The sequence below is a fragment of the Streptomyces sp. NPDC037203 genome (assembly GCF_055605065.1).
The window spans coordinates 252,433-278,204 of sequence record NZ_JBVJUC010000011.1; the positions used below are offsets into that span (position 1 = coordinate 252,433).

Annotated in this window: 21 protein-coding genes; 10 read left to right on the forward strand and 11 right to left on the reverse strand. The window is 73.7% G+C overall.

All coding sequences use genetic code 11. The annotated features are described in order from the left end of the window. Window positions 1-81: 81 nt before the first annotated feature. Window positions 82-1,320, reverse strand: coding sequence for an SAV2148 family HEPN domain-containing protein (locus tag ACZ7EC_RS27175; RefSeq protein ID WP_471066624.1), 1,239 nt, complete (start codon window positions 1,318-1,320; stop codon window positions 82-84). Between the two features lie 280 nt (window positions 1,321-1,600). Between ACZ7EC_RS27175 and glgX the strand changes: the two genes are divergently transcribed. Next, entirely contained in the window at window positions 1,601-3,718 is a 2,118-nt protein-coding gene (glgX, locus tag ACZ7EC_RS27180) for a glycogen debranching protein GlgX (protein WP_471066573.1), read from the forward strand. 142 nt (window positions 3,719-3,860) lie between these two features. Continuing rightward, the gene (gene treY / locus ACZ7EC_RS27185) at window positions 3,861-6,230 is read left to right on the forward strand and encodes a malto-oligosyltrehalose synthase (protein WP_471066575.1); all 2,370 of its coding nucleotides are present in this window, start codon (window positions 3,861-3,863) and stop codon (window positions 6,228-6,230) included. Here treY and ACZ7EC_RS27190 read toward each other — a convergent pair. Continuing rightward, window positions 6,217-7,146, reverse strand: coding sequence for a LysR family transcriptional regulator (locus tag ACZ7EC_RS27190; protein WP_471066576.1), 930 nt, complete (start codon window positions 7,144-7,146; stop codon window positions 6,217-6,219). The genes treY and ACZ7EC_RS27190 overlap by 14 nt on opposite strands. Window positions 7,147-7,270: 124 nt before the next feature. On the opposite strand from ACZ7EC_RS27190, the gene lpdA reads away from it, so the two are divergent. Continuing rightward, window positions 7,271-8,755: a dihydrolipoyl dehydrogenase gene (gene lpdA, locus ACZ7EC_RS27195; RefSeq protein ID WP_471066625.1), complete on the forward strand. Its 1,485-nt coding sequence runs from the start codon at window positions 7,271-7,273 to the stop codon at window positions 8,753-8,755. 124 nt (window positions 8,756-8,879) lie between these two features. Continuing rightward, window positions 8,880-10,133, forward strand: coding sequence for a M14 family zinc carboxypeptidase (locus ACZ7EC_RS27200; protein ID WP_471066578.1), 1,254 nt, complete (start codon window positions 8,880-8,882; stop codon window positions 10,131-10,133). 13 nt (window positions 10,134-10,146) lie between these two features. On the opposite strand, the gene ACZ7EC_RS27205 is transcribed toward ACZ7EC_RS27200, so the two are convergent. Further along, a complete protein-coding gene (locus ACZ7EC_RS27205) occupies window positions 10,147-10,557 on the reverse strand; it encodes an SSI family serine proteinase inhibitor (protein ID WP_471066579.1) in 411 nt (136 codons plus the stop codon). 78 nt (window positions 10,558-10,635) lie between these two features. Beyond that, complete coding sequence (locus tag ACZ7EC_RS27210; RefSeq protein WP_471066581.1) at window positions 10,636-11,199, reverse strand: FHA domain-containing protein; 564 nt, start codon at window positions 11,197-11,199, stop codon at window positions 10,636-10,638. A 115-nt stretch (window positions 11,200-11,314) separates the two neighbouring features. On the opposite strand from ACZ7EC_RS27210, the gene treZ reads away from it, so the two are divergent. Then, window positions 11,315-13,060, forward strand: coding sequence for a malto-oligosyltrehalose trehalohydrolase (gene treZ, locus ACZ7EC_RS27215; protein WP_471066582.1), 1,746 nt, complete (start codon window positions 11,315-11,317; stop codon window positions 13,058-13,060). A gap of 7 nt (window positions 13,061-13,067) precedes the next feature. Here treZ and ACZ7EC_RS27220 read toward each other — a convergent pair whose 3' ends face one another. From ACZ7EC_RS27220 to cyc2, 4 genes are all read right to left on the reverse strand, one after another. Beyond that, entirely contained in the window at window positions 13,068-14,000 is a 933-nt protein-coding gene (locus ACZ7EC_RS27220) for an aminoglycoside phosphotransferase family protein (RefSeq protein WP_471066583.1), read from the reverse strand. A gap of 68 nt (window positions 14,001-14,068) precedes the next feature. Beyond that, complete coding sequence (locus tag ACZ7EC_RS27225; protein ID WP_471066627.1) at window positions 14,069-15,196, reverse strand: M24 family metallopeptidase; 1,128 nt, start codon at window positions 15,194-15,196, stop codon at window positions 14,069-14,071. A gap of 207 nt (window positions 15,197-15,403) precedes the next feature. After that, a complete protein-coding gene (locus tag ACZ7EC_RS27230; RefSeq protein WP_471066585.1) occupies window positions 15,404-15,916 on the reverse strand; it encodes a PDZ domain-containing protein in 513 nt (170 codons plus the stop codon). A 161-nt stretch (window positions 15,917-16,077) separates the two neighbouring features. Beyond that, the gene (cyc2, locus tag ACZ7EC_RS27235) at window positions 16,078-18,240 is read right to left on the reverse strand and encodes a germacradienol/geosmin synthase Cyc2 (protein ID WP_471066587.1); all 2,163 of its coding nucleotides are present in this window, start codon (window positions 18,238-18,240) and stop codon (window positions 16,078-16,080) included. A 133-nt stretch (window positions 18,241-18,373) separates the two neighbouring features. Here cyc2 and ACZ7EC_RS27240 point away from each other — a divergent pair, with 133 nt between their 5' ends. Both ACZ7EC_RS27240 and ACZ7EC_RS27245 read left to right on the forward strand, forming a co-directional pair. Further along, the gene (locus ACZ7EC_RS27240; protein ID WP_471066589.1) at window positions 18,374-19,150 is read left to right on the forward strand and encodes an alpha/beta fold hydrolase; all 777 of its coding nucleotides are present in this window, start codon (window positions 18,374-18,376) and stop codon (window positions 19,148-19,150) included. Continuing rightward, window positions 19,147-20,409 carry a cytochrome P450 gene (locus ACZ7EC_RS27245; RefSeq protein ID WP_471066590.1) on the forward strand — a complete coding sequence of 421 codons (1,263 nt, stop codon included), beginning with the start codon at window positions 19,147-19,149 and terminating at the stop codon, window positions 20,407-20,409. Before ACZ7EC_RS27240 ends, ACZ7EC_RS27245 begins: the two co-directional genes overlap by 4 nt. Here the strand turns inward: ACZ7EC_RS27245 and ACZ7EC_RS27250 are convergent. The 3 genes from ACZ7EC_RS27250 to ACZ7EC_RS27260 form a co-directional block, all read right to left on the reverse strand. Then, on the reverse strand, window positions 20,381-21,604 hold the full coding sequence (locus ACZ7EC_RS27250; protein WP_471066591.1) for a damage-control phosphatase ARMT1 family protein: 1,224 nt from the start codon (window positions 21,602-21,604) through the stop codon (window positions 20,381-20,383). The genes ACZ7EC_RS27245 and ACZ7EC_RS27250 overlap by 29 nt on opposite strands. Before the next feature lie 22 nt (window positions 21,605-21,626). After that, entirely contained in the window at window positions 21,627-22,271 is a 645-nt protein-coding gene (locus tag ACZ7EC_RS27255; protein WP_397983399.1) for a ScbR family autoregulator-binding transcription factor, read from the reverse strand. A gap of 309 nt (window positions 22,272-22,580) precedes the next feature. Further along, the gene (locus ACZ7EC_RS27260) at window positions 22,581-23,231 is read right to left on the reverse strand and encodes a Tat pathway signal sequence domain protein (RefSeq protein ID WP_471066593.1); all 651 of its coding nucleotides are present in this window, start codon (window positions 23,229-23,231) and stop codon (window positions 22,581-22,583) included. Window positions 23,232-23,969: 738 nt separating this feature from the next. Here ACZ7EC_RS27260 and ACZ7EC_RS27265 point away from each other — a divergent pair. The 3 genes from ACZ7EC_RS27265 (at window position 23,970) to ACZ7EC_RS27275 (ending at window position 25,666) form a co-directional block, all read left to right on the forward strand. After that, window positions 23,970-24,665, forward strand: a complete 696-nt coding sequence (locus tag ACZ7EC_RS27265; protein ID WP_471066594.1) for a DUF6230 family protein — start codon at window positions 23,970-23,972, stop codon at window positions 24,663-24,665. A 5-nt stretch (window positions 24,666-24,670) separates the two neighbouring features. Further along, window positions 24,671-25,111 carry a DUF6114 domain-containing protein gene (locus ACZ7EC_RS27270; RefSeq protein ID WP_471066595.1) on the forward strand — a complete coding sequence of 147 codons (441 nt, stop codon included), beginning with the start codon at window positions 24,671-24,673 and terminating at the stop codon, window positions 25,109-25,111. Between the two features lie 99 nt (window positions 25,112-25,210). Then, entirely contained in the window at window positions 25,211-25,666 is a 456-nt protein-coding gene (locus ACZ7EC_RS27275; RefSeq protein ID WP_471066597.1) for a tellurite resistance TerB family protein, read from the forward strand. Window positions 25,667-25,772 lie beyond the last annotated feature (106 nt).

The window sequence follows — 25,772 nt, forward strand, 5'->3', positions numbered from 1 at the left end:
CCCCAGTGGTCATAACCCTCGCACGGGGCACTGACAATCGAAGGACCGCGTTCCGCTTCGCGCCGGAGCCGGGGGGACGCTTCAGGACACAGGGCGCGAATCGGCCCACGCCAGCTCGAATTCCTCGCGGTATGTCGGGAACAGCCCGACTTCGCCCGCATCGTCCGAGGTGACCAGCCGACTGCCGTTGCGCAGCACCAGGACCGGCGATTCCATCCCCCGCGCCCCGCGCAGATAGGACTGCACGACGGCGACACCGTCGGTGCCGTCGCCGTCCACCAGGTAGGCGCTGAAGCGCGGCGTCTCGTCGTAGACCTGGATCTCGAAGGCGCCCGGATCGCGCAGCCGGGAGCGCACCCGGCGCATGTGCAGGATGTTCATCTCGACGGAGCGGCTCAGTTCGCCCCGTTTCATCCCGAGTTCGCGCTCGCGGCGCTTGACCGAGCTGGAGGCGGGGTTGAGGAACAGCAGCCGGACCCGGCAGCCGGACTCGGCGAGCCGGACCAGGCGCCGCCCGGAGAAGTTCTGCACCAGCAGGTTGAGGCCGATGCCGATGGCGTCCAGGCGGCGGGCGCCGCCGAAGATGTCCTCGGCCGGGAACTGCCGCATCAGCCGCACCCGGTCGGGGTGCACGGCGACCACGTCGGCGTACCGGTCGCCGACCAGGTCCTCGACCGCGTCGACGGGCAGCCGGCGCGCCGAGGGCACGTCGCCGCCCGCGCCGAGCATCTCCAGGAGCCGCGCCGAGGCGCGCTCCGCCTGGCCGAGCACCGCCTCGGACAGGGCGCGGTTGCGGGAGACGACGTTGCGGGTCACCTCCAGCTCGTCCAGGGCGAGTTCGAGGTCGCGGCGCTCGTCGAAGTACGGCTCGAAGCAGGGCCAGTGCTGCACCATCAGCTCGCGCAGCTGGGGCAACGTGAGGAAACTGAGCACGTTGTCGTCGGCCGGGTCGAGCAAGTAGCCCTTGCGGCGGCTGACTTCGCGGACCGCGACCGCGCGCTGCACCCACTCCTGCCCGGCCGGTCCGGCCGCGGCGACCACCCACTCGTCGCCGTGCACGGGCTCGTAGACGGGCCGCAGGACGGCGGCGACCACCGAACGCAGCCGCTGCTCCACGAGGTTCAGCCAGATGTAGGCCCGGCCTGCCCGCTGGGCGCGGGTGCGCACCTCGTGCCAGGCGTCGGCGCCCCAGTCCAGCTCCGGGCCGATGGATCCCGCGTCCATCGGCCGTGCCAGGGACACCGCGCCGGGCGGGACGTCCGCGGAGTCTCCCTCGTGACCCTCGCCACCAGGGGGCAGCTCCAGCCCTCCCGAGCCCACCCGTGCACCGCCTTCCGCCACCGGGGCCTTTCCCGTCTCAACGATCAAGGAAGGGTACTCCGGGAGCGCCGCGCGGTGCAGCCGGATGGACAGGTCGGCTCCCCGGCTGCTTCGCTCAACTGCTTGGTGTTTCCGGGCCGTTTGGCACCGCCCGGACGCCGGGAGTGAGCGGTTTCATAACCGGGGGTACCCGGCCGGGCCGTTCCTGCTTTCGGGGAGACTTCGCGCCGTCGTGCGAACCGTCCCCCGCGCGAGCCGCTCACCTGGGAGAGTCGTCACCATGCAGGTCTGGCCTGGAGAGGCGTATCCGCTCGGCGCCACCTACGACGGCGCCGGTACCAACTTCGCGGTGTTCACGGAAGCCGCGGACCGAGTGGAGCTGTGTCTGCTGCACGACGACGGCTCGGAGACGGCGGTGGAACTGCGCGAGAGCGACGCGTTCGTCCGGCACGCGTACGTGCCGGGGGTGATGCCGGGACAGCGCTACGGGTTCCGGGTGCACGGCCCCTACGACCCCGGCCGCGGGCTGCGCTGCAATGCGGCGAAGCTGCTGCTCGACCCGTACGCGAAGGCGGTCGGCGGCGCCGTGCGGTGGGGCGAGGAGGTGTACGGCTACCACTTCGACGCGCCCGAGCGGCGCAACGACCTGGACTCGGCGCCGCACACCCTGACCTCGGTGGTGATCAACCCGTACTTCGACTGGGGCGACGACCGTCCGCCGCGCACCGAGTACCACCACACGGTGATCTACGAGGCCCATGTCAAGGGCCTGACCATGCGGCATCCGGGTCTTCCGGAGGAGCTGCGGGGCACGTACGCGGGGCTCGCCCACCCGGCGGTCATCGACCATCTGACCGAGCTCGGCGTGACCGCGCTGGAGCTGATGCCCGTACACCAGTTCGTCAACGACCACCGGCTGGTGGACCTGGGCCTGAACAACTACTGGGGCTACAACACCATCGGCTTCTTCGCCCCGCACAACGCGTACGCCTCCTGGGGCGACCGGGGCCAGCAGGTGCTGGAGTTCAAGTCGGCGGTCCGGGCGCTGCACGAGGCCGGGATCGAGGTCATCCTGGACGTCGTCTACAACCACACCGCCGAGGGCAACCACCTGGGCCCGACGCTCTCCTTCAAGGGCATCGACAACCCGTCGTACTACCGGCTCGCGGACGATCCCCGCTACTACATGGACACCACCGGCACCGGCAACTCGCTGCTGATGCGGTCCCCGCACGTGCTCCAGATGATCATGGACTCGCTGCGCTACTGGGTCACCGAGATGCATGTCGACGGCTTCCGCTTCGACCTCGCGGCCACACTGGCCCGGCAGTTCCACGAGGTGGACCGGCTGTCCTCGTTCTTCGACCTGGTGCAGCAGGACCCGGTGGTCTCCCAGGTGAAGCTGATCGCCGAGCCCTGGGACGTGGGCGAGGGCGGCTACCAGGTGGGCAACTTCCCGCCGCTGTGGACCGAGTGGAACGGCAAGTACCGCGACACCGTGCGGGACCTGTGGCGGGGCGAGCCGCGCGCGCTCGCGGAGTTCGCCTCCCGGCTGACCGGCTCCTCCGACCTCTACCAGGACGACGGCCGCCGCCCGCTGGCCTCCATCAACTTCGTCACCTGCCACGACGGTTTCACGCTGCGCGACCTGGTGTCGTACGACGAGAAGCACAACGAGGCGAACGGGGAGGGCAATCGGGACGGCGAGAGCCACAACCGGTCCTGGAACTGCGGGGCGGAGGGCGAGACCGACGACCCCGAGGTGCTCGCGCTGCGCGATCGCCAGATGCGCAACTTCCTGGCCACGCTGATGCTCTCCCAGGGCGTGCCGATGATCAGTCACGGCGACGAGTTCGCCCGCACCCAGGGCGGCAACAACAACGCCTACTGCCAGGACAACGAGACCTCCTGGCTGCACTGGCCGAAGGAGCCCGAGGGCGGCGGGTGGCTGTTGGAGTTCTTGCGCACGATGGTGTGGCTGCGCCGCGACCACCCGGTGCTGCGCCGCCGCCGCTTCTTCCACGGCCGGCCGGTGGAGGGCAGCCACGGCGAGCTGTCCGACATCGCCTGGTTCACCCCCGAGGGCACGGAGATGACCCGGCGGGACTGGGACGCGGCACGGGCCTCCGCGCTGACCGTGTTCCTCAACGGCAACGCGATCTCCGAGCCGGGCCCGCGCGGGGAGCGGATCACCGACGACTCCTTCCTGCTGATGTTCAACGCCTCCCCAGAGGCTCTCGGCTTCCGGGTGCCGGTGAACCACGGCCGGCAGTGGCAGGTGGTGGTCGACACGGCCCGCGCGGAGGGGGTGCCGCCGGGTTCGGGGGCGAAGGCGGGGGCGGGCGACCGGCTCACTCTGGAGGGCCGCAGCCTCCTGGTCCTGCGCCGGCCGGAGTAGGAGCACGCACAGCGCCGTCGGGGGATGGCGCGGCACGGCGCGGGGCGTCATAGGCCGTGTGGGTGAGCGCGAATGAGCCGCCTCGCCCACCGGCTCCCCCTCGGGTGACACGAAACGCGGCGGGGCGGGTACGTAGGTCCCCATGACCTCTGCCCGACCCGGACCGGGGGTGCCCACGGCCACCTACCGGCTTCAGCTCCAGCCCGCCTTCCCGTTCGCGGCCGCCGCGGCGGCCGTCCCGTACCTGGCCTCGCTCGGTGTCTCCCATCTGCACCTGTCCCCCGTCCTGGAGGCCGTGCCGGGTTCCACGCACGGCTACGACGTCGTGGACCACGGCCGCGTCCGCGCGGAGCTGGGCGGCGAGGAGGGGCTGCGCGCGCTGTCCCGGACCGCCCGCGAGCACGGCCTCGGCCTGGTCCTGGACATCGTGCCGAACCACATGGCGATGGCGCCCGCACACAACCGCGCCCTGTGGGAGGTGCTGCGCGAGGGGCCCGAGTCGCCGTACGCGCGCTGGTTCGACATCGACTGGGACGCCGGGGGCGGCCGGGTGCTACTGCCCGTCCTCGGCGCCCCGCTCGGCGCCGGCCTCGAGCACGTGCGGACCGACGGCGACACGCTCCGCGTCCACGACCACGTCCTGCCGCTGCGCGCGGGCACCGAGCGGCTGCCGCTGCCCGAGCTGCTGGATGCCCAGTGGTACCGCCCGGTCTGGTGGCGGCTCGCCCGGACCGAGCTGAACTACCGGCGGTTCTTCAGCATCTCGGAGCTGATCGGGGTGCGGGTGGAGGACCCCGAGGTGTTCGACGCCACCCACGCCAAGATCCTCCAGCTGCTGGACGAGGGCGTGGCCGACGGGCTGCGGGTCGACCATCCCGACGGGCTCGCCGACCCCGACGGCTATCTCGCCCGGCTGCACGAGGCGAGCGGCGGGCGCTGGACGGTGGTCGAGAAGATCCTCGCCGACGACGAGCGCCTGCCCCCCTCCTGGCCGGTCGCGGGCACCACCGGCTACGACGCCCTGCGCCGGGTGGACGGCCTGTTCACCGACCCGGACGGTGCCGCCGAACTCCTCACCGAGTACCGGAGGTTCGCGGCCCCGCAGGCGGACCGGGGCGGGGTCTGGGACGCCACGGCGCGCCGGGCCGCCTACAAGGTGCTCACGCACGAGCTGGCCACCGAGACCGAGCGGCTCACACGGGTCGCGGTGCGGCTGTGCGCGACCTCGCCGGACCTGGCGCTGCGCGACCGGGCCCCCTGGGCGCTGCGCACGGCCCTGGAGGAACTCCTGGTGCGGATGCGGGTCTACCGGCCGTACGCCTCCGGGGACGCGGCCGCCGTGATCACCGAGGAGGCCGCCGAGGAGGCCCGGCTCGCCTTCGTGGTCCGGGAGGAGGCGGAGGCCGTCGACCTCGTGCGGCACCTGCTCGTCGAGACGCCCGGCGACCCGTCCGCGCCGGACCAGGCCGACCGGCTGGAGCTGCGCACCCGGTTCGCGCAGACGGCCTCGGCGCTGCGGGCCAAGTCCGTTGAGGACACGGCGTTCTACCGCTATGTCCCGCTGCTGTCGGCGAACGAGGTGGGCGGCGATCCGGGCCGGCCGGGCGTCTCCCCGCGCGAGTTCCACACGTACTGCGCCCGCGTGCAGAGCGAGTGGCCGCTCACCGGTACGGCCGTCACCACGCACGACACCAAGCGCAGCGCCGATGTCCGCGCCGCCCTCGCCGTGCTCACCGAATGCCCCGGCCGATGGGCGGAGTTGGTGGCCGAGGTGACCCGGCCCGAGGCGGGCACCCCGGACGGGCAACTGGTGTGGGCGGCCTGGCAGACGGTGTTCGGGCTCGGCCCGGCCGAGGCGGAGCGGGTGCGGGAGTACCTGCTGAAGCATGTGCGCGAGGCGGGCATGTACACCAGCTGGACCGAGCGGGAGGCGCCGTACGAGGAGGCGGTGGCCGCGTTCGTCGCGGCCGGTCCCTGCGGTCCGCCCGGCGAACGCGTGACGGCCTTCCGCAAGGCGCTGGAGCCGCACATCCGGGCCAACGTGCTCGGCACGGCCCTGGTGCACCTGACGATGCCGGGCGTCCCGGACGTGTATCAGGGCGCCGAGGGCGAGTTCCGCGCGCTGGTGGACCCGGACAACCGTCGGCCGGTGCCCCTGCCGCCCGGGGACTCCGGCGAGAAGGGCGCGCTGACGCGTGCGGCGCTGGGCCTGCGGGCCCGCAGGCCCGGTGCGTTCGGGGCGTCCGCGTCGTACGACCCGCTGCCCGCCGAGGGCCCGGCGGCGGAGCACTGCACGGCGTTCTGCCGGTCCGGGGAGGTGGTCACGGCGGTGACCCGGCTGTCGCTGCGGCTGGCGGAGTCGGGCGGCTGGCGGGACACCAGCCTGCCGCTGCCGCCCGGCCGCTGGCGCGAAGTGCTGGCACCGGAGCGGGAGTTCAGCGGACGGGTGCTCCTCGCGGACCTGTTCGGGCCGCTGCCGGTGGCGCTGCTGGAGCGGGTCACGCAAGAGTGAGCGGCAGCCTGCCGGGCCGCTCCGGAACACCGCTCAGGGCGGCCCAGCGGGCGCGCAGCAGCTCACTGAAGGCGGCGGCGGCCCCGGTCGGCGCCGTACGGCCGTAGACGGCCAGCGGGCGCCGCCAGCACGGGTCGGGGGTGAGGAGCACGCAGTCCTCGCCCACGGCCCCCCGCACGATGTGCGCGGGCGCGGCGCACACCCCGACCCCGGCGGCGGCCATCCGCACGGCTGTCGAGGACTGCTCGGTCCACACGGCGGTCCGGGGCGTGAACCCGGCGCGCCCGCACGCCCAGTCGAGGAAGCGGGCGCCGTGCACGACGGGTTCCATGGCGCAGCGGACCCAGGCCCGGTCGGCCAGTTCGGGCAGCGTCACCGTCGCACGGCCCGCGAGCCGGTCGTCGAACGGCACCACCAGGACGATCTCCTCGGCACCGATCGGCGTCACGGGACCGACCGGTTCGGCGGGCTCGGGGCCGATGGCGAGGTCGGCGGTGCCGCCCCGCACGGCGTCCTCCAGGGCCTCGGCGGTGGCGTATTCGCGCAGCCGCAGAAGGACTCGGGGGTGGGCAGCGCGCCAGCGGGCGAAGACGTCGGGCAGGGCGCCCACGGCGATGGAGTGCAGGGCGGCGATGTGCAGTTCGCCGCCTTCGGCCCCGGCGGCGGCGCGGGCCGCCCGGCGCGCCTGGCCGGCGCTGCGCACGGCGAGTTCGGCGCCGGGCAGGAAGGCGCGGCCCATCGGGGTGAGCCGGGCGCCGCGGGGCAGCCGCTCCAGCAGGGCCCCGCCGACCTCCCGCTCCAGCGCCTTGATCTGGTGCGACAGCGCGGGCTGGGTGACGTGCAGGACCTCGGCCGCGCGGGTGAAGGACGCCTCCTGGACGACCGTCACGAAGTACTCCATCTGCCGCAGGCTCACCTCGCCTTCCTCCCATGAACATTGTGCATGGGTCCCACAAGAACATTGCCTTGGACGCATGGCAAGGGGTGGCCGCAGGGTGGTGACCATGAGCACGAACACAGCGGATGCCGCGGGCAGGGCGATGGGGACGGGCACGGCGGAGGTCACGGGCCGGGCGGAGGTCCCGGACGCGGCGGACGTCGTCGTCGTCGGCGGCGGGACCGGCGGCTACGCCACCGCCCTGCGCGCCGCCGCCCTCGGCCTCGGCGTCGTCCTCGTCGAACGCGACAAGCTGGGCGGCACCTGTCTGCACCGCGGCTGCGTCCCGAGCAAGGCGATGCTGCACGCCGCCGAACTGATCGACGGCATCGCCGAGGCCCGCGAGCGATGGGGGGTGAAGGCCACGCTGGACTCCGTCGACTGGCCGGCGCTGGTGGCCACCCGCGACGACATCGTGGCGCGCAACCACAAAGGGCTGCGGGCCCATCTGGCGGCGGCGGGAGTGCGGGTGGTGCGGGGCAGCGCGCGGCTGACCGGGGCGCGGACGGTGCTGGTGGAGGACGTACGGGAGGAGGGCTCGCGCGCCGGGAACACGCCCGGCGTGCACCACCTCACCGCGCGCCGCGGGATCGTCCTCGCCACCGGTTCGCGCCCCCGTGCGCTCCCCGGTCTGGTGCCGGACGGGCGGCGGGTGGTGACGAGCGACGACGCGCTGTTCGCGCCGGGCCTGCCGGACTCGGTCCTGGTCCTCGGCGGGGGCGCGATCGGGGTGGAGTACGCCTCCCTGCACCGCTCCCTGGGCGCCGAGGTCACCCTGGTGGAGGCGGCCGAGCGGCTGCTGCCCCTGGAGGACACGGACGTGAGCCGGCATCTCACCCGCGGGCTGCGGGGACGCGGCGTCGACGTCCGGACCGGGGCGCGGCTGCTGGACGCGGAGGTGCTGGACGACGGCGTACGGGCACGGGTGCGCACCGCGCGCGGCGAGACCCGGACGCTGAACGCGCGACGGCTCCTGGTGGCGGTCGGCCGGGCGCCGGTCACCGAGGGCCTGGACCTGGCCGCGGCCGGTCTCGCGGCGGACGCGCGCGGGTTCGTCGTACCGGCCGACTGGGACCGGCTGGAGACGGCCGTACCCGGAATCCACGTCGTCGGCGATCTGCTGCCGCCGCCCTCGCCCGGCCTCGCGCACGCCTCCTTCGCCGAAGGACTCGTCGTCGCCGAGACACTCGCCGGACTGCGGCCCGCCCCGGTCGACTACACGGCCGTACCCCGTGTGACGTACTCCTCCCCGCAGACCGCCGCCGTCGGGTTCACGGAGGCCGAGGCGCGGGCGCGGGGGTACGAGGTGGCCGTGCGGGACATGCCGCTGACCGCGCTGGCGAAGGGGATGGTGCACGGCCGGGGCGGCATGGTGAAGGTGGTCGCCGAGGCCGGCGGCGGGCGGGTGCTCGGGGTGCACCTGGTCGGGCCGCAGGTCTGCGAACTGATCGCCGAGGCGCAGCTGATCGTCGGCTGGGAGGCCGGAGCCGACGATGTGGCGCGGTTCGTGCATCCGCATCCGACGCTCTCGGAGGCGGTGGGCGAGGTGTTCCTGGCCCTCGCGGGGCGGGGCCTGCACCAGCGGTGAGCGCGGCGGATGCGGTGGCGCAGGCTCCGGTTGGCATGTGCCGTGCGGGCATCTGGTTCAACGCTTGACAGTCACCGCGCACCGTGCGGGACTGGGAGGGCGAAGCAGGGCGGACGCATCGGGGGTGAGTCTCCTGCCGGAGCTGCGCTATCCCAGCGTTCCCGAACTGGTGGCCTGCGCGCGGGCGTTGGCCGCCGCGGAGCCGGGGCTGTGCGTGCTGCGGCAGGTGGGCCGCTCGCGCGCGGGACGGCCGCTGCACCTGTTGTCGGTGGGGCATGCGCGCCGTTCGGTGCTGGTGGTGGCGGGCGCCCACGCCAACGAGCCGGCCGGCGGCTCGACTCTGCGGGCACTGGCCCGACGGGTGCTGGCGGAGCGGCAGTTGCGCACCGGCACCTCCTGGCACTTCCTGCTGTGCGCGGACCCGGACGGCGCCGCCCTCCATGTCACCCCCGCCCCGCGCACCCTGCTCGACTACCACCTCGGCTTCTACCGGCCGACCAACGCCGAGCAGCCGGAGTGGTCGCCGTCCGTGCTGCCCCCGGACCGGCTGCCGCCCGAGACCCGGACCCTGACCGCCGTGATCGACGAGCTGCGCCCCTACCTCCAGGTGACCCTGCACGGCACCGATCTGGGCGGCAGCTGGGTGCAGTTGACCCGTGACGTGCCGGGGCTCGCGGAGCCGTTCGCCAAGTCGGCGGCGCAGCTGCACATCCCGGTGGAGACCGGCGCCTCGGACGCCGCGGGCTGGCCGTCGTCCGGGCCCGGAGTGCATGTGATGCCGGGCCCCGAGACGGGCGCGGCCTACCCGAGCATGCCGGACGACGCCCGGCACAGCACCTGGTACCACGCGCACCGCTACGGGGGGCTGACCGCGGTGGTCGAGGTGCCGATGTGGGCCAGCGACCTGGTGGACGACCCGGCGCCGCACCCGGCTCCGGCGGCGGCGATGCGGCGGCTGGCCCGGCGGCTGCTGCGGGACTCGCTGGAGGTGGAGCGGGTGCTCGCGCAGGCGCTGCCCCGGCTCGACGGCGCCGACGGGCCGCTGCTGCGGGCGGCACGCTGGGTGCTGGAACTGGTTCCGGGGCTGGCCGAGGACTGGACCCGCACCGCGCCGGCCGCCACCACGATGGCGTACGTCGGCAGCGTGGACGCGTTCGGGCGGCGGCTGCCGCTGCGGGCCGCCGCGATGCTGCTGCGGGTGCTGCGGGAGAGCGGGGACCGGGCGGCGCCGGACCTCGAACGGCTCGTCGCCGCCTGGTCCGACGCCTTCGCCCGGCGCTTCCGGGCCCGCTGGGTGCCGCTGGACCACCAGGTGGAACACCAGTCCCGCACGGTGCTGCTGGCCGCCCGGCAGGCTCACGAGCAGGCGTGTCCGTGAGGTCGCCGGCCGGTCAGCCGCCGAGGGCGAAGACCGACCCCGTCCGCGCCCGCAGTTCGCAGGAGTTGGTGTACGTCTGCCGGAAGTCGACCAGCCGTCCGTTCCAGCGGCCGTGCGCGGTGGCGGTGACCGGGGAGTAGATCCGCGGGCAGAACACCCTGCGGGCCGGGATGCGGCCGATGTCGCCGCGGGCGGCGGTCAGTTCGGCGCAGGCTTCGGCGGCGTACGGGTGTCCGTGCGGCGGCAGGCAGCGCAGCAGGGCGCTGTGCTCGCCGCCGGCCCGGTCGCCCGCCGGGGTGATCGTGAGGTGCAGCCGGTTGCCGTGGAGACGGGGTGCGGCCTGGGCCGGGCCCGCGACGAGGAGGCCGGCGGCGGCCAGCAGCGCGCCGGTGGCCGCGGCCGCTCTGGTGGTGAAGTGCGTCATGCCCGTTGCATCGGCAGGACGCCCCCGGTTCCGCAGTGCGGGTCACCCGTTCGAACGACCGCGGCGGCGGCCGCCCGCTCAGCTCACCGACAGCCGGTACGCCACCCGCCCGAAGGCCACCTGGTCGCCCTCGCGGACCGCGACGGTGCCGATCACCCGGCGGCCGTTGACGGTGGTGCCGTTGGTGGAGCCGAGGTCCCGCAGGACCCACAGGCCGCCCTGGTGGCTGAGTTCGGCGTGCACCCGCGAGACCGTCTCGTGGGTCAGCCGCAGCCCGTTGCCGGGGTCGCGGCCTATGCGCAGCGGGCGGGTGTGGTCCGGTCCCGGCAGCAGCAGCTTGGGCAGCCGCTCGGCCTGCCAGGAGCGGCGCAGGCGTACCGTGAACCCGGAGATGGCCTCCACGGTGCCGAAGACCGCGCGGGAGAACCGGCTCTCGCGGGGCAGGTCGGCGACGAGCACGGCGAGTTCGCCGGCGTGGCGCGCGGCGAGCGCCAGTTCCATGCGGCGCACGAACGTGTCGTGCGACAGCCGGCCCTTGGCCGCGCCGTCCCGCAGCACCTCCAGCGCCGCTTCCCGCTCCGCGTCGGACAGCCGCGCGGACGCCGGGGCCGGGGCGGTGGGGAACTCGAAGGACGACGTCACACCTGTGATTGTCGGTCAGCGGGCGGCGAGTGTCCAGAAAGCGGGCGATCGGCGGCGCGGACGGGCACGATGGGAACGCGGGACATCACGGTGAGCAGACGAAGGGGAACCGTCCGTGCAGTTCGAGGTGTGGGCACCGCAGGCAGATCGGGTGACGCTCCAGTGCGAGGGCGCCGCACAGGCGTTGGCGCGCGATCCGGAGCGCGCGGGCTGGTGGAAGGGGGAGGCTCGGGCGGGCGACGGCACCCGGTACGGGTTCGCGCTGGACGACGGTCCGGTGCTGCCCGACCCGCGCTCGCGCCGTCAGCCGGACGGCCCGGACCAGCTCAGCGCGGTCGTGGACCAGGAGCGGTACGCGTGGCGGGTGCCGTGGCCGGGGCGGGAGTTGCCGGGCGCGGTGCTCTACGAGCTGCATGTGGGCACGTACACCCCCGAGGGCACCCTGGACGCGGCGGCACAGCGCCTCGGCCATCTGGCCGAACTGGGCGTCACACACATTGAGTTGATGCCGCTGTGCCCCTTCCCCGGACGGCACGGCTGGGGGTACGACGGGGTGGCGCCGTGGGCGGTGCACGAGCCGTACGGCGGCCCCGAGGCGCTGAAGCGGTTCGTGGACCGGGCGCACGAGCTGGGACTGGGCGTCGTACTGGACGTCGTGCACAACCACTTGGGGCCCTCCGGGAACCATCTGCCGTCCTTCGGGCCGTACTTCACCGACGCGTACACCACGCCGTGGGGCGCGGCGGTGAACCTGGACGGGCCCGGTTCCGACGAGGTGCGGGCGTTCTTCGTCGGCAGCGCGCTGGCGTGGCTGCGGGACTTCCGGCTGGACGGGCTGCGTCTGGACGCGGTGCACGCGCTGTACGACACCCGCGCCGTCCACTTCCTGGAGGAGCTGTCGGCGGCCGTCGACCACCTCGCGGCGGAGCTGCACCGGCCGCTGTTCCTGATCGCCGAGAGCGACCTGAACAACCCGCGCTTCATCACACCGCGCGCGGAGAACGGGCTCGGGCTGCACGCGCAGTGGAACGACGACTTCCACCACGCCCTGCACACCGCGCTCACCGGCGAATCCCAGGGCTACTACGCCGATTTCGCGCGCGACCCGTTCGCCGCGCTGGCCAGGACGCTCACCGGGGGCTACTTCCACGACGGCACGTACTCCACCTTCCGCGAGCGGCACCACGGGCGCCCGCTGGACCGCGCGCGGGTCGCCGGGCACCGGCTGCTCGGCTACGCCCAGACCCACGACCAGATCGGCAACCGCGCCCGTGGCGACCGCCTGTCCGCGCACCTCTCCCCCGGCCTGCTGGCCTGCGCGGCGACGCTGGTGCTGACCGCGCCGTTCACGCCGATGCTGTTCATGGGCGAGGAGTGGGCGGCCGGCACACCCTGGCAGTACTTCACCGACCACACGGACCCCGGCCTCGCGGAGGCGGTACGCCGCGGCCGGCGCCGGGAGTTCGCGGCGCACGGCTGGGCCGAGGAGGACGTACCGGACCCGCAGGACCCGGCGACCCGCGAGCGCTCCTGCCTCGACTGGTCGGAGCCCGGCCGCCCGGACCACGCGAGGATGCTGGACTGGTACCGGCGGCTGATCGCGCTGCGCCGCGACCAGCCGGACCTCACCGACCCGGATCTCTCCGACACGAAGGTGGCCTACGACGCGCAGGCCCGCTGGCTGGCCTTCCGGCGCGGTGATGTGCGGGTCGCGGTGAACCTCGGCAAGGAACCGGTCGCCATCCCCCTGGGCTCCCGCCCGGCGCTGGTCCTCGCCGCGTGGGAGCCGGTGGCGGCGCCGGGCGCGGACGGCATGCTCCAGTTGCCCGGCGAGTCGTGCGTGGTGCTCAGCCAGCCCTGAGCCCCGGTCACGGCTCCTGCCCCGCCGTCTTGAAGTCCGTCACCCGCTCCAGCAGGATCGGCTCCCACGCCCGGCGCAGCCGGGTGCGCAGCAGCGTCGGGTCACCTGCGGTGCGGCCGTCGAGGCGGTCCATGAGGCGCAGCACGGTGTCGCAGCGGGCGAGCCACAGGCCGCGCAGACAGGGGCGGGCGCCGTACCCGGCGAGGGTGGCGGCGCGGACGGCGGCCGGGGAGCCGACGGCGACGGCGAGCCCCGCGATGTCCTCGGCGGGGTCGCCGAGCGCCGCCTCGGTCCAGTCGAGGACGCCGCGCACCCGCCCGTCGGCGGCGACCACCACGTGTTCGCCGGTCAGCCCGTGGTGGGTGAGCACGGCGGCACCGGGCTGCGCGGCGAGCTGGGCGGCCCCGGCCGGGGTGAGCTGGTGCATCGGCGCGGCGTCGAACTCGTCGGCGGCGGCGAGCCGTTCGGCCGCGTGCACGGCCATCCGGCGCAGCGCCTCCAGGGAGCGCGGAGCGGCGCGCGGCACCCCGAGCGACTCGGCCTGGCGCACCGGCACCGCCCGCAGCCCGGTGAGCAGCCCGGCGAGATCGGCCTCGCCGGCCGCCGACACCTCGTGCTCCTCGGCGGTGCCGCCGGGCACCACGGTGTCCAGGGTGCAGGCGAGGCCGGGCGCCCAGTCGGCGTGGGCGACGCTGACCGGCACCGCGACCGGGACCTGCGGGCGGACCAGGGCGCGCAGCCGCAGCTCCCGGCGGCGCCGGGCGGACGCCTCCCGGTCGGGGGCGAGGCGCAGCACGTGCCGGGTGCCGACCCACCAGATGTACGGGTGCCCCTCGCGCACGGGCCGTACATCGGGTCCGTCGCCCTGCGGCCCTTCCTTGAGCAGCGAACGGACCAGTCGGCGGACGGTGTCCGCGGTGGGTGTCGGTGCCTGGGTCATGGATCGCGCGTCGCCGTTCCGGGTGTCGTCGGGTGTGGTCGCGCCGGGCCCGCCGTGGGCTCGGGCCGTCAGTCCACGAGGACCATCTCGCGGGTCGTGTTGTTGAGGCGGCGGGCGCCGTCCCCGGTCACCGTGACGATGTCCTCGATGCGCACCCCGAACCGGCCGGGCAGATAGATGCCGGGTTCCACCGAGAAGCACATGCCGGGTACCAGCGGCAGCCTCTCGCCCTCGATCATGTACGGCGGCTCGTGCGTGGTGACGCCGATGCCGTGCCCGGTGCGGTGGATGAAGTACTCGCCGTACCCGGCGTCGGTGATCACCTCGCGGGCGGCGCGGTCCACCTCCTGGCAGGCCACGCCCGGCCGCACCGCCTGGCAGCCGGCCTCCTGGGCCGCGCGCACGATGTCGTGGACCCGGCGTTCCTCCTCGGTGGGCTCGCCGACGTGCACGGTGCGCGTGGTGTCGGAGCCGTAGCCGTCCTTCAGGCCGCCGAAGTCGAGGACGACCATGTCGCCGCGCCGGATGACGCGGTCGCCGACCTCGTGGTGCGGGTTGGCGCCGTTGGGGCCGGAGCCGACGATGGTGAAGTCGACCTGGGAGTGGCCGAAGCGGCGCAGCAGCGCGGCGAGGTCCCGGCCGAGGTCGGACTCGCGGCGCCCGGCGAAGGTCACCTTGCGGATCTCCTCGAAGGCCGCGTCGGCGGCGGCTCCGGCGGCCGCGAGCAGCTCCACCTCGGCGGCGTCCTTGACGGCGCGCAGCATGGGCAGGGCGTCGGTGAGGGCGGCGTAGGAGCTGTCGGGCAGGGTGCGCTGGAGGCCGAGGACGTGCATGCCCCAGGTGTTGTCGCTGATGCCGTAGCGGCCGCGCGCGTCGAGCAGCTCGGCGGTGACGGCGTACGGGTCCTTGCCGTCGGTCCAGTCGCGCAGGGTGAGTACCCCGCCGGCGGCGGAGTGCTCGGCGTCCGGGGCCTCCAGGGTGGGTACGACCAGCACGGGGTCCTGGCCGGGGGCGAGGACCAGCAGGGTGAGCCGCTCGGTGACGGCGGTGGGGGTGTAGCCGGTCAGCCACACCATGTCAGGGCCCGGTGCCACGAGCAGCCCGGCGAGACCGGCGTCGGCCGCGGCACCCGCGGCGCGCTCCATGCGGGCCTTGTGGTCGGCTGCGCTGAAGGGCGTGGTCGTACTGCCGGTCATCCGGGCCTCCGGGCGGTTCTGGCTGGTCGGGCGGGTGCGGGGCACCGTCGGCACCCCCAGGGCAGCATCCTGCCCGCCCGGACCGGGCCACGCGACCCCATCGGCCGATCACGGCCGCCGGACCCGGCGGAGACCCGCGCGGTACGGCCCACGGCACCGGCGCGGCAGGGACGCCCGTGGCCTGCCGGCGGCGCCTCCCGGCTCCGCTCAGGTCACCACCCCCGGCACCACCGTCAGTTGCTGGAATCCGCCGTCGCGGTGCCGCACGGTGAGCAGGACCTCGCTGCCGGGGCGCGCGTGGGCGACGGCGCGGGCCAGGTCGGCGGCGGTGTCCACGCGGGCGCCGCCGAACTGGAGCAGGACGTCCCCGCGGGTCAGGCCGGCCCGGTAGCCGGGGCCGGGCGTGTGCACGCCCACCACCAGCGCGCCGGGACTGCCGTAGTCGACGGCCTCCACGCCCAGGGTGGCCGGCACGCTCTCCCGCACGGTCGCCGCCCGTGGGCCCGCCCCGGTGCCGCGGCCCGCGCCGAGCACCGTGGCGCCGACCGCGCCGATGCCCACGCCGGACAGCACCAGCAGCGTGCCCGCGCAGGCGCCGAGCACGAGGGTCCGCAGCCGCCGGCCGCGCCGGGACGCGGCGTGCGGGTGGTGGGCGAGGCCGCCGCCCGCCCGCGGCCCCCGGCCCGGCAGCGGCCTGGGCCGCAACGCAGTGTGTTCCATGGTTCGCTCGCCTCCGGCCGGTGACCTACCCGGCGCACCGGCCCGCGACGAGACACGAACGAGTGAGACTGGCCGGAGGCCGGCGGCGGGTAGTCACTACGGTCGCCCCACGCACCGGCCCCCGCCCGGAGCCGGCTCGGCCCATGTGCCCCGGTGGCCGGTCAGGCCAGGGTGAGGAGCGGGCGCGCGGGCGGCCGGTCGGGCAGGAAGCCGTGGGCGCGCCGCCCGAGCCAGGCGTCCTTGTAACGGTCCACGCTGCGGTGCCAGTTGAGGATTCCGGCCAGCCAGTTCCGCAGGCCGCCGACATAGCCGTCCATCGCCCCGCGGGCCTGCGGGGACAGCCCGAAATCGTCGTACAGCACGGGCAGTTCGTGGGCGACCACATGCTCGAACTGCCGCATGCGCTGGGTGGTCAGGTCGTGTACGACACCGAGCGCGGTCGGGTAGTCGACGCCGAAGAAGTTCTGCACGACCAGGACGGCGTTGTGGATCTCGCCCTCGTACTCGATCTCCTTCTGGTAGGAGAAGATGTCGTTGAGCAGGCAGGCGTAGTCGATGGCGGCGTTCTCCAGGGAGCGCACCGGGCCGCTGCGGTAGAGCTCCGGCGGGACCGCGGGGCCCCGGCCCATCCGGCACAGGCTGAGGGTGAGGTCGGAGCCGAAGGTGGCGCGGCGCATCTCCAGGTAGTCGACCGGGTCGGGGATGCGGTTCTGGAGCTGGTTGGACAGTTCCCACACCCAGCTCTCGGTCATGGAGTCCACGGCTTGTCTGAGGGTGCGGCGCTGCCCGGTGCTCATCGGGGAGGTGGTGCGGGCCCACAGGTCGAGCAGGGAGCGCTCCATGGCGTTGGCGGGCACCAGCGGCGGCTCGCCGTCGAGGGGCATGCAGGCCGACAGCCGGGCGGTGGCCAGGCGGGCGGCGGCCAGGTCCCCGCGGTGGCCGTAGACCAGGGGGTAGTAGTCGTCGCCGTAGGTGCCGAAGGCGAGCCACTGGGCGCTGAGGTCGAGGGCCTCGGGGGTGGCGTCGGGGTCGAGTCCGGCGGAGCACAGGGCGAGGTCGCAGGCGCGCAGCCTGTCCTCGTCCCAGACGCCCTCCTGGAGGATGCCCATGCGGTCGCACCAGGTGCGCAGATTGCGGCGGGCGGTGTCGAGGTGGGGGCTGAGTTCCAGGGAGAACGGCATGTGGAACTCGGGCAGGATGGACGGCCCGACCTTCTGGTGCGGCACATGGGAGTAGGCGCGCAGGCGTTCGTGCGCGGCGGCGGCGAGCAGGGCGCCGACTCGGGCGGCCGAGGTGCCGGGGCCGCTGGGCAGCCGCCAGGGCGAGTCGTCCCGCGCGCCCTTGTTCATGTAGCGGCTGGAGCGCAGATGCCATTCGTGGCCGCCGCTCTGCCAGTCCTGGAGTCCCTTGGCGTAGGCGGCGATCGCGGCCGTCTCGGCGGGGGTGAGGCCGTGCTCCAGGGCGACGGCGGGCACCTCGGTGAGAGCGGTGTGCTCGAACTGGTGCAGGCGCGAGGTGAGGATGTCGTTGACGGTGTCGGCGGCCTGCTGGGTGGTGCAGCCGAAGAAGGTCTCCAGGACGAGCACGCCGTTGCTGTTCTCGCCCTCGTCCTCGACCTCGCGCTGGTAGGAGAAGAGGTCGTTGCGCAGGTGGACGGCGTCGGCGAAGGTCTCCATGAGCACCCGCAGCGGCCTGGTCCCGGCGACGGCGGCGGGCACCTCGGCCGTCGCGTACTCCACCAGTCCGGCGGACCAGGGCGCGCCGCCCACCTTGCGGCGCATCTCGATGTACTCGACGGGGTTGGCGATCCGCCCCTCGTTGATGTTGGACAACTCCCACATCGACTCGTTGAGCAGGTGCTCGGTGGCCACGGAGAAGCGGCGGCGCCAGTCGGCGGACATCGCGGGCACCGTACGCGCCCACAGGTCCTTCAGACCCGCCTCGACCGGGTTCTCGGGCTCGGGTACGGGGGTCTGGGGGTCGATCGGCATGAACAGCGGCAGCCGGTCGAGGTGGGCCTTGCCGGCGGCGCGGTCCTGGGTGCGCTTGAACATGTCCAGGAAGTGGTCGTCGAAGAAGAACACCCATACGTACCAGTCGGTGATCAGCGACAGGGCGGGGCCGTCGCAGTCGGGGTGGGTGTAGGCGCACAGCAGTCCGTAGTCGTGCGCGTCCAGGTCGGCCTGGTCCCAGATCCCGGAGCCCTCCAGCATGCCCATCTCGCGCGCCCACGCGGTGGAATGGGCGCGGGCCTCGTCGAGATGCGGATTGAGCCGCGCGGGGAACGGCATGTAGAAGTGCGGGAGTTCGAACGGCTGCGTCATGGCCGGGCCCTACCCCCGGCTCCGAACGCCCATCCCGCGCACGGGACATGATCACACCATCGCGTGAATCCGCCCCGCGTCGCGGCCCGTCCGCACCCTTGCCGTGCTCGGGTGGCCGGGTCACGGTAGGCGCATGAACTCCTTCGCACTGCCCCATGAGGTGCACGGCGACGGCGCCCACCGGGTGTTCGCCGTGCACGGCTGGTTCGCCGACCGCTCGGCCTACGCGGCCGTCCTGCCCGACCTGGACCGCGGCGCCTTCACGTATGCGCCGGTCGACCTGCGCGGCTACGGCGAGGCCGCGGACGCCGAGGGGCCGTACACGACGACCCGCGCGGCCCTGGACCTGGTGGCGCTGGCCGACCGGCTCGGCTGGGGGCGGTTCTCGGTGATCGGGCACTCCATGGGCGGCGCGGTGGCCCAGCGGCTGCTCGCGCTCGCCCCCGAGCGGCTGCGCCGGATCGTCGGCGTCTCCCCGGTGCCCGCCGCGGGCATGCCGCTTTCGGGCGAGCAGGGCGCACTGTTCACGGACGCGGCGCACAAGGCGGCCAACCGGCGCGCGATCATCGACTTCACCACCGGCGGCCGCCGCCCGGACGCCTGGCTGGACCGGATGGTCGCGCTCTCCCTCGGGCGCAGCGACCCGAAGGCGTTCCGGGCCTGGCTCGACTCGTGGGCGGGCGAGGACTTCCACGCCGAGGTGGCGGGCAGCGAGGTGCCCGCGCTGGCCGTGGCGGGCGAACGGGACCCGGCGATCCCGCCCGCGCTGATGCGGGAGACCTGGCTGGCCTGGTACCCGAACGGACAGCTCGTCACCCTGTCCGGCGCCGGGCACTACCCGATGGACGAGACACCGCTGGAGCTGATCCGGGTGGTGGAGGACTTCCTGCGCGCGGACGGCCCCGCATGAGCGTGCGCGAGGCCGCGCCGGTGCCGGACGTCTTCGACCCGCGGCGCTACGCCACCGGGGTGCCGTACGACGCCTACCGCGTGCTGCGCGACGAGCACCCGGTGGCCTGGCAGGCGGAGCCCGAGGTGCTGGGCTGGCCCGCCGGTCCGGGGTTCTGGGCGGTGACCCGGCACGCGGACGTCGTCCGGGTCCTGAAGGACTCGGCCGCGTACTCCTCGCACCTCGGCGCGACGCAGATCCGGGACCCCGATCCGGCGGACCTGCCGTTCGTCCGGCGGATGATGCTCAACCAGGACCCACCGGAGCACGGCGGGCTGCGGCGGCTGGTGAGCCGGGCGTTCACGCCGGGGCGGATCGAGCGGTTCGCGGCCCTGGCCCGCGAGCGGGCGCGCGCCCTGCTCGCGGCGGCGCTGGAGCGGGCCACGCACCAGGACGGCACCCTCGACCTGGTGACCGCCGTCACCGACGAGTACGCGCTGCTCAACCTCACGGACCTGCTGGGCGTCCCGGAGGGCGACCGGGGGCTGCTGTTGCACTGGACCCGGCGGGTGATCGGCTACCAGGACCCGGACGAGGCCGCCCCTGTGGTGCTGGACGGCTCGGGCAAGCCGCTGAACCCGCGCTCCCCCGCGCTGCTGCGGGACATGTTCGGCTACGCAAACGAACTGGCCGCGCACAAGCGCCGGCACCCCGCCGACGACATCATGACGACCCTCGCCACCGACCCCGAACTCACCGGCCCCGAGCTGGAGATGTTCTTCTTCCTGCTCACCGTCGCGGGCAACGACACGGTCCGCAGCGCGGCACCCGGCGGCCTGCTGGCCCTGGCCGGGCATCCGCGGCCGTACGGCCTGCTGCGCGCCGGGAAGATCGAACTCGCCTCCGCCGTCGAGGAGTTGCTGCGCTGGCACCCGCCGGTGCTGACCTTCCGGCGCACCGCCGCGCGGGACACCGAGCTGGCGGGACGGCACATCGCGGCCGGCGAGAAGGTCGTGGTCTTCCACGCCTCGGCCAACCGCGACGAGCGGGCCTTCGCCGACCCGGACCGGCTTGACCTCGCCCGCTCCCCCAACCCGCACGTCTCCTTCGGGGACGGCCCGCACGTCTGCCTGGGCGCCCACTTCGCCCGGCTGCAACTGCGGCTGCTCTACGCGGAGGTGCTGCGCGCACTCCCCGTCCTGCGGCCCGCGGGCCCGCCCGAGCGGCTGGTGTCGAACTTCATCAACGGGCTCAAGTCGCTTCCGGTGTACGCGGGTTGACCTGGATCAGCGCATGCGTGCCGGCCGTACGCCAGCGCTGCCCCTCCGCCGCCACCAGCCGCGCCTCGGTGGCGGCGGTGAGCCCGGTGACCACCTCCGACTTCAGGGTGCGCAGCGCGGCCACCGGACCGGGGAAGTACCCGGTCGCCGCCGCGAAGGACGTGGTCGGCGGCCATCGCCGGTCCCCCACCAGGCGGCGGTAGTTGAGGTCGCCCTTGAAGACGGTGAGGGTGGCGGCGGCGAACTCCGCGCGCAGCTCGGGCGGCATCCGCTCGTACGGCAGCGGGGCGCAGGAGAAGGGGTGGGCGCGCACCGCGAGCCGCCCGTCGGTCATCGCGGAGCGCAGCAGCCGCCCGTGCTCACCGGCCGCGCCCGGCGCTGTACGCAGCCGCTCCAGGGCGTCGAGCACATCGGCCATGATCGCGTCCGAGACGTAGTACGGATACGGCTTCACGTGCAGCACCGCCCGCGCGATCCGGCCCCCGGCGATGAGGTGGGCGAGCAGCAGCAGGTCGGGGACGAGTTCGCGGCCGGCGTTGTCCGCGACCAGGACCAGGGTGGCGCCGCCGCCGGGCGGCAGCAGCGACCACAGCAGCTCGCTGTCGTCGGCGACCAGCGCGGGCGCCTGGTCCCCGGCCCCGGCGTCCTCGGCGTCCTCGGCGTCCTCGGCTTGCCCGGCGGACAGCCGGAAGCCCAGGTCGGCGCGGTTGCCCCACAGCGAGCCGTGCAGCAGGGCGCGGCCCCGCTCCGGCTCCGGCAGCTCCCGCAGGCCGTCGAGGGCGGCGAGTTCCCGGCCGGTCTCCGGCGCGTCCAGCTCCGCGCGCTTGACGGGCCGGAAGGGGTCGATGCCCCGCCAGGGCCCGCTGCCGAAGTAGCCGACGGCTTCGAGGAGTCGCCGGTAGAAGTAGCTCTCGGACCACAGCCACGGCACGTCGAACCAGGACCGCCCGGTGTACTCGGCCAGGCCCCACGCGTGCCACGCGGCCCGGTCCGGGGCATCGGCGGGCAGGGGTTCGACGGTCCCCTCGGCGCAGCTCCTCAGCAGCTCGTCCAGCGCCCGTTGCCGAGCGGGGCCGTACGGGAGGGAGTCCCGCACCTGACGGATGATCGCCGGGTGCCGCTCGGCCAGCACACCGTGCGGGAACGATCCGGGTTCGTTGCCGAGGATCACGGATGCGAACGGGGTTTCGGGCATGTCCGTCACCGTACCGCGCCTCTCACGCGGTCCTGATCTCCCGCTCCAGCTGCGTGGCGAGGGTGACGTAGCGGGGGCGGCGGTGCACCGGGACCAGGCCGCGGATCATCAGGTGCCACATCTCGGCGACCCGGCGCGGCAGGCGTCCCACCGGTTCGAAGCGGCCGGCGACACGGGTGCCGAAGAAGAAGCAGACGAGCGAGTGGGCGGCGGCGGAGACGTCGAGGTCCCCGTGCACATCGGCCTCGCGCACCGCCCCGGTGAACTTGCGGCCGGCGAACTCCAGCCATTCGGTGTAGGGGTGGCGCAGCGGCGGCCGCACGGTGACGTCGGCGGTGGCGAGGCGCAGCCCGGCGCGGGGTACCGGGTCGTCCACGGCGAGCCGGGCGATCCCGAAGGTGGTGCGCATCAGCCCCTCCAGGGAGGAGTAGCCGCGGCCGTCGAGATCGGCCACCAGGCGGCGGGCCGCGCGGGCCTCCAGCTCCAGGATGGCGTGCGCCAGGTCCTCCTTCGCGGCGAAGTGGAAATAGAGGGCCCCCTTGGTCACCTTCGCGTGTGCGACGATGTCGCTCAGACTGGTGGATTCATAGCCATGCTGGTCGAAAAGGTCGGCGGCGGCCGTGATGATCGTGGCCCTGGTCTGTTCGGCGCGTAACTGCCTCGCCATGTCGGGACCCCTCCTCGCGAGACGAACGAACGGGACGTGCGGTTTGTTTTTAACCCCTTGCATACGATAACTCACCGCATGACAACGAGAGCCCCATGATCGCCACGATACGAGGCCGGGGATCGGCTCCTCAACGACGTCTCACCGGAGGGTCGAAAAAGCGCAACTCCCTTGCGCCGTAAGGGAGTAGAGCCGTCCTCGGGGGAACCGCGCACAGCAGGGCGGCGCCGCCGCGATGCCGGGATGCACCGCGTCGGCGCCGCCTGGGCGCTGCGTTCAGATTGGCCCGAAATGACCGACGGCGGGACGTCAGTTGACGTAGACCGCGGCCCCGCCGTCCGTCACCGGGGCGTACTTGGCGCTGAAGTACGCGGTGGAGAAGCAGAGCGAGGACCCGGAGATCTTGGTGAACTGCTGGTTGGTGAAGCTGATGCTGTTGTCGGCGTTGGCCGCCTTCCCGGACAGGCTCGGGCCCTGGTAGACGCAGGTGACGCTGCCCAGCAGGGTGTTGAGCTTGACCGTGGACTGGATGACGGAACCGCTCGGGGCCGCGACGGTGAGGGTGCCGGCGGAGGCGACCGACGCCGTGTAGGGCAGGTTGTCGATGGTCACGCTGCCGACGCTGAGGACACCCGTGACGTTGCTGGTGCAGCCGCTGAAGGTCTGCCCGGTGAGGGACTCGGTGGCGGTGCCCGGCGCGGTCGGGTTGGCGGTGACCTTGGCCGTGAACTGGGAGGTGCCGCACTTGACACCGCTGGTCCCGGTCGAGCTGGAGTAGAAGGTCGCCGAGGTGCCGCTCGCCAGCGGCGCGGTGAGCGTGTCGCCGACCGCGACGGCGGTGCCGCCGGCGCTGCCGGTGGTGAGGACCGTACCGGCCGCGGAGGCGGGCCCTGCGGATACGAGGGCGAGCGCGGTGGCGGTGGCGGTGCCGGCGAGGGCGATGAGGGTACGCGTGCGCATGCGGGTGCCTCTCTGGTGGGTGGGGAATCGGAGCGGTGGGGGGTGGCGGGATGGTGCGGTGGTGCGGTGGGGATGTGGCCGCCGGCGCGGGTCCGTCACGCCTTCTCCTTACGCGACGGACCGGCGACGGCGGCGGGCCGGACACCGGCCGGTACCCGGAGGGAATCGGCCGGGCCGGACGAACAAGGGGGGTGCCGGTACGGACCCGTGGGGGAGCTGTCCGTGCCGTGTTCGCGCGAAGTACGGGGAGATCACCGTGCGGAACGGCCGCCGCTCGCAAGGGGGCCGGCGTGCGCGGCGACCCGCGTTCACATCGGTCGCCGTGTGCTGGAGCGGGTGCCGCGCAAGGGCCGGGAACACGGCCGATGCCCTTGCCGGACACGGCCGCTGCCGCTCGGGGATCCGGCGCCACGGATCCGTGGAATCTGAAGAATTTGTAACGCCGTCAAGCATCGGCGTCAACCCGTCGGACTGGTCAACCCCTTGATTTCCGGCGGAAGTTGAGGGTTCCGAGGGGTCCACGCAGACCCCCGCGCACCGTCGACACCCTTTTTTCACATCTCCCTTGACCCGAAAATGTAACCGGCGGTAACTTCCTCGAAAGGCTACCGCCGCGTAACGAGAAAGCCCTTGCACCCGCCGGGAGTGCGAGGAGGCGTCCGCGGCGGCCGCTGTCCGCGCCAGGACATCGCGCCACTGAAGCCCAACCCGCATTGATCCATGCCCATGGGAGCAGACATGGCCTCGTCCCCGGACACCCCGTCCACCGGCAACACCCCCGAGAACCCGGAGAGCGGTTTCCCGCCGCAGGCACCGGGCGCCACCGCGGCGCCCGCGGCCGGCAGACGCGGCCGCGTCCGGGGCCGTCGCGCCGCGATCATGGCGGTGCCCGCCACCCTGGTCGCCGCCGGCCTCGCGGTGCTCACCGCGCAGGGCGCGCTCGGCGTGCAGTTCTCGATCTCCGGCATGCCGTTCACCGTCACCGCGAACGAGCTGCACGGCACCGGCTTCGAACAGTTCGGCGGCCTGGACAACATGGCCGACGGCAGCCCCAACGCCGGTGACACCGGCGGCCAGGTCCTCATCGTCACCTCGGCGATCAAGAAGGCCACGCTGTCCAGGCTGTGCCAGAGTGTGGACCTCGGCGGCACCAACCTGCTGATCACCGCGGGCAACGGCGCCACCCAGGTCAGCGCGTCCGATCTGACCACCGACTCCACCGCGATGTCGGGTGACGCGTCGTTCGACAACATCGAGATCGGCAACGACGCGAGCGAGCTGACCGAGGCCAACGCGAAGGGGCCGAAGGGCGTCTTCAGCCAGCAGGCCGACAGCGTGTACATCAAGAACCTGCGGCAGACCAACTACGCGACCACGGCAGGGGTGTTCAAGCTGCCGGGTCTCAAGCTGCGCTTCAGCGACTCGGGTTGCTGAGCGCCGTGACGGACCAGCCCCGACCGGGCCCCCGGCGTGCCTTTCGCGCCTGGCGGTCCCGGCGGCCCTTCTGGGGCGGGCTGCTGCTCGCCCTGGCCGGCGGTGAGATCCTGCTGACCGAGAAGGCGTCGCTGAAGGTCGTGATGCACATCGGCATGCAGGGCCTGGCCGGCTATCTGCTGCCGGGCCTGATGGCGCTGCTGGGACTGCTGATCCTCTTCAACCCGGCCCAGCGACTCTTCTACTCCATCCTCGGGGTGCTGGTGTCGCTGGGCACCTGGGTCACCTCCAATCTGGGCGGCTTCTTCGTCGGGCTGCTGCTCGGCGTCGTCGGCAGCTGCCTCGCCTTCGGCTGGCTGCCGGACCAGGAGCCGCGCACGAGCCGCCGCAAGCGCCGTCGCCAGGCGCGGGCCCTCGCCCGGGAGGGCGGGACCACCACGGCCTGACGTCCCGGAACTTTCCGGCCCCACCGTCAGTTTCTACGGTGTTGTAGAAGTTGCCGGTGGGGTGCCGCGGGGCACCCGCCGTGGATACGAGGAGCGAGCATGGCCCTGTGGGACCGCGTCAAGGAGTCCGCGTCGCAGATGCAGACCCAGTTGGTGGCGAAGAAGAACGATCTGAAAAGCGGTGCCTTCCGGGACGCGAGCATGGCCATGTGCGCCCTCGTGGCCGCCGCGGACGGCACCATCGACCCCGCCGAGCGCCAGCGCGTGGCCCAGCTCATCGCGACCAACGACGTGCTGGCCAACTTCCCCGCGGACGACCTGCGCCGCCGCTTCGAGGACAATCTGAACAAGCTCACCACCGACTTCGCCTTCGGCAAGGTGAGCGTCCTCCAGGAGATCGCCAAGGCCAAGAAGAAGCCCGCCGAGGCCCGTGCCGTCATCCAGATCGGCATCGTCATCGGCGGCGCCGACGGCGACTTCGACAAGACCGAGCAGGCCGTCGTCCGCGAGGCGTGCTACACCCTGGAGCTGCCGCCGCACGAGTTCGACCTCTGAGCCGACGCGGCGGGGGGGGGGGGGGGGGGGGGGGGGGGGGGGGGGGGGGGGGGGGGGGGGGGGGGGGGGGGGGGGGGGGGGGGGAGGGGGGGGGGGGGGGGGGGGG

What these genes read in the sequence shown, in the direction of transcription:
- cyc2 (WP_471066587.1), bottom strand. Translation starts at nt 18,240, where the DNA reads ATGACGCAGCCGTTCGAACTCCCGCACTTCTACATGCCGTTCCCCGCG.
- ACZ7EC_RS27250 (WP_471066591.1), bottom strand. Translation starts at nt 21,604, where the DNA reads ATGCCCGAAACCCCGTTCGCATCCGTGATCCTCGGCAACGAACCCGGA.
- ACZ7EC_RS27245 (WP_471066590.1), top strand. Translation starts at nt 19,147, where the DNA reads ATGAGCGTGCGCGAGGCCGCGCCGGTGCCGGACGTCTTCGACCCGCGG.
- ACZ7EC_RS27265 (WP_471066594.1), top strand. Translation starts at nt 23,970, where the DNA reads ATGGCCTCGTCCCCGGACACCCCGTCCACCGGCAACACCCCCGAGAAC.
- glgX (WP_471066573.1), top strand. Translation starts at nt 1,601, where the DNA reads ATGCAGGTCTGGCCTGGAGAGGCGTATCCGCTCGGCGCCACCTACGAC.
- ACZ7EC_RS27205 (WP_471066579.1), bottom strand. Translation starts at nt 10,557, where the DNA reads ATGACGCACTTCACCACCAGAGCGGCCGCGGCCACCGGCGCGCTGCTG.
- lpdA (WP_471066625.1), top strand. Translation starts at nt 7,271, where the DNA reads ATGGGGACGGGCACGGCGGAGGTCACGGGCCGGGCGGAGGTCCCGGAC.
- treY (WP_471066575.1), top strand. Translation starts at nt 3,861, where the DNA reads ATGACCTCTGCCCGACCCGGACCGGGGGTGCCCACGGCCACCTACCGG.
- ACZ7EC_RS27275 (WP_471066597.1), top strand. Translation starts at nt 25,211, where the DNA reads ATGGCCCTGTGGGACCGCGTCAAGGAGTCCGCGTCGCAGATGCAGACC.
- ACZ7EC_RS27255 (WP_397983399.1), bottom strand. Translation starts at nt 22,271, where the DNA reads ATGGCGAGGCAGTTACGCGCCGAACAGACCAGGGCCACGATCATCACG.
- ACZ7EC_RS27220 (WP_471066583.1), bottom strand. Translation starts at nt 14,000, where the DNA reads ATGACCCAGGCACCGACACCCACCGCGGACACCGTCCGCCGACTGGTC.
- ACZ7EC_RS27230 (WP_471066585.1), bottom strand. Translation starts at nt 15,916, where the DNA reads ATGGAACACACTGCGTTGCGGCCCAGGCCGCTGCCGGGCCGGGGGCCG.
- ACZ7EC_RS27260 (WP_471066593.1), bottom strand. Translation starts at nt 23,231, where the DNA reads ATGCGCACGCGTACCCTCATCGCCCTCGCCGGCACCGCCACCGCCACC.
- ACZ7EC_RS27240 (WP_471066589.1), top strand. Translation starts at nt 18,374, where the DNA reads ATGAACTCCTTCGCACTGCCCCATGAGGTGCACGGCGACGGCGCCCAC.
- ACZ7EC_RS27225 (WP_471066627.1), bottom strand. Translation starts at nt 15,196, where the DNA reads ATGACCGGCAGTACGACCACGCCCTTCAGCGCAGCCGACCACAAGGCC.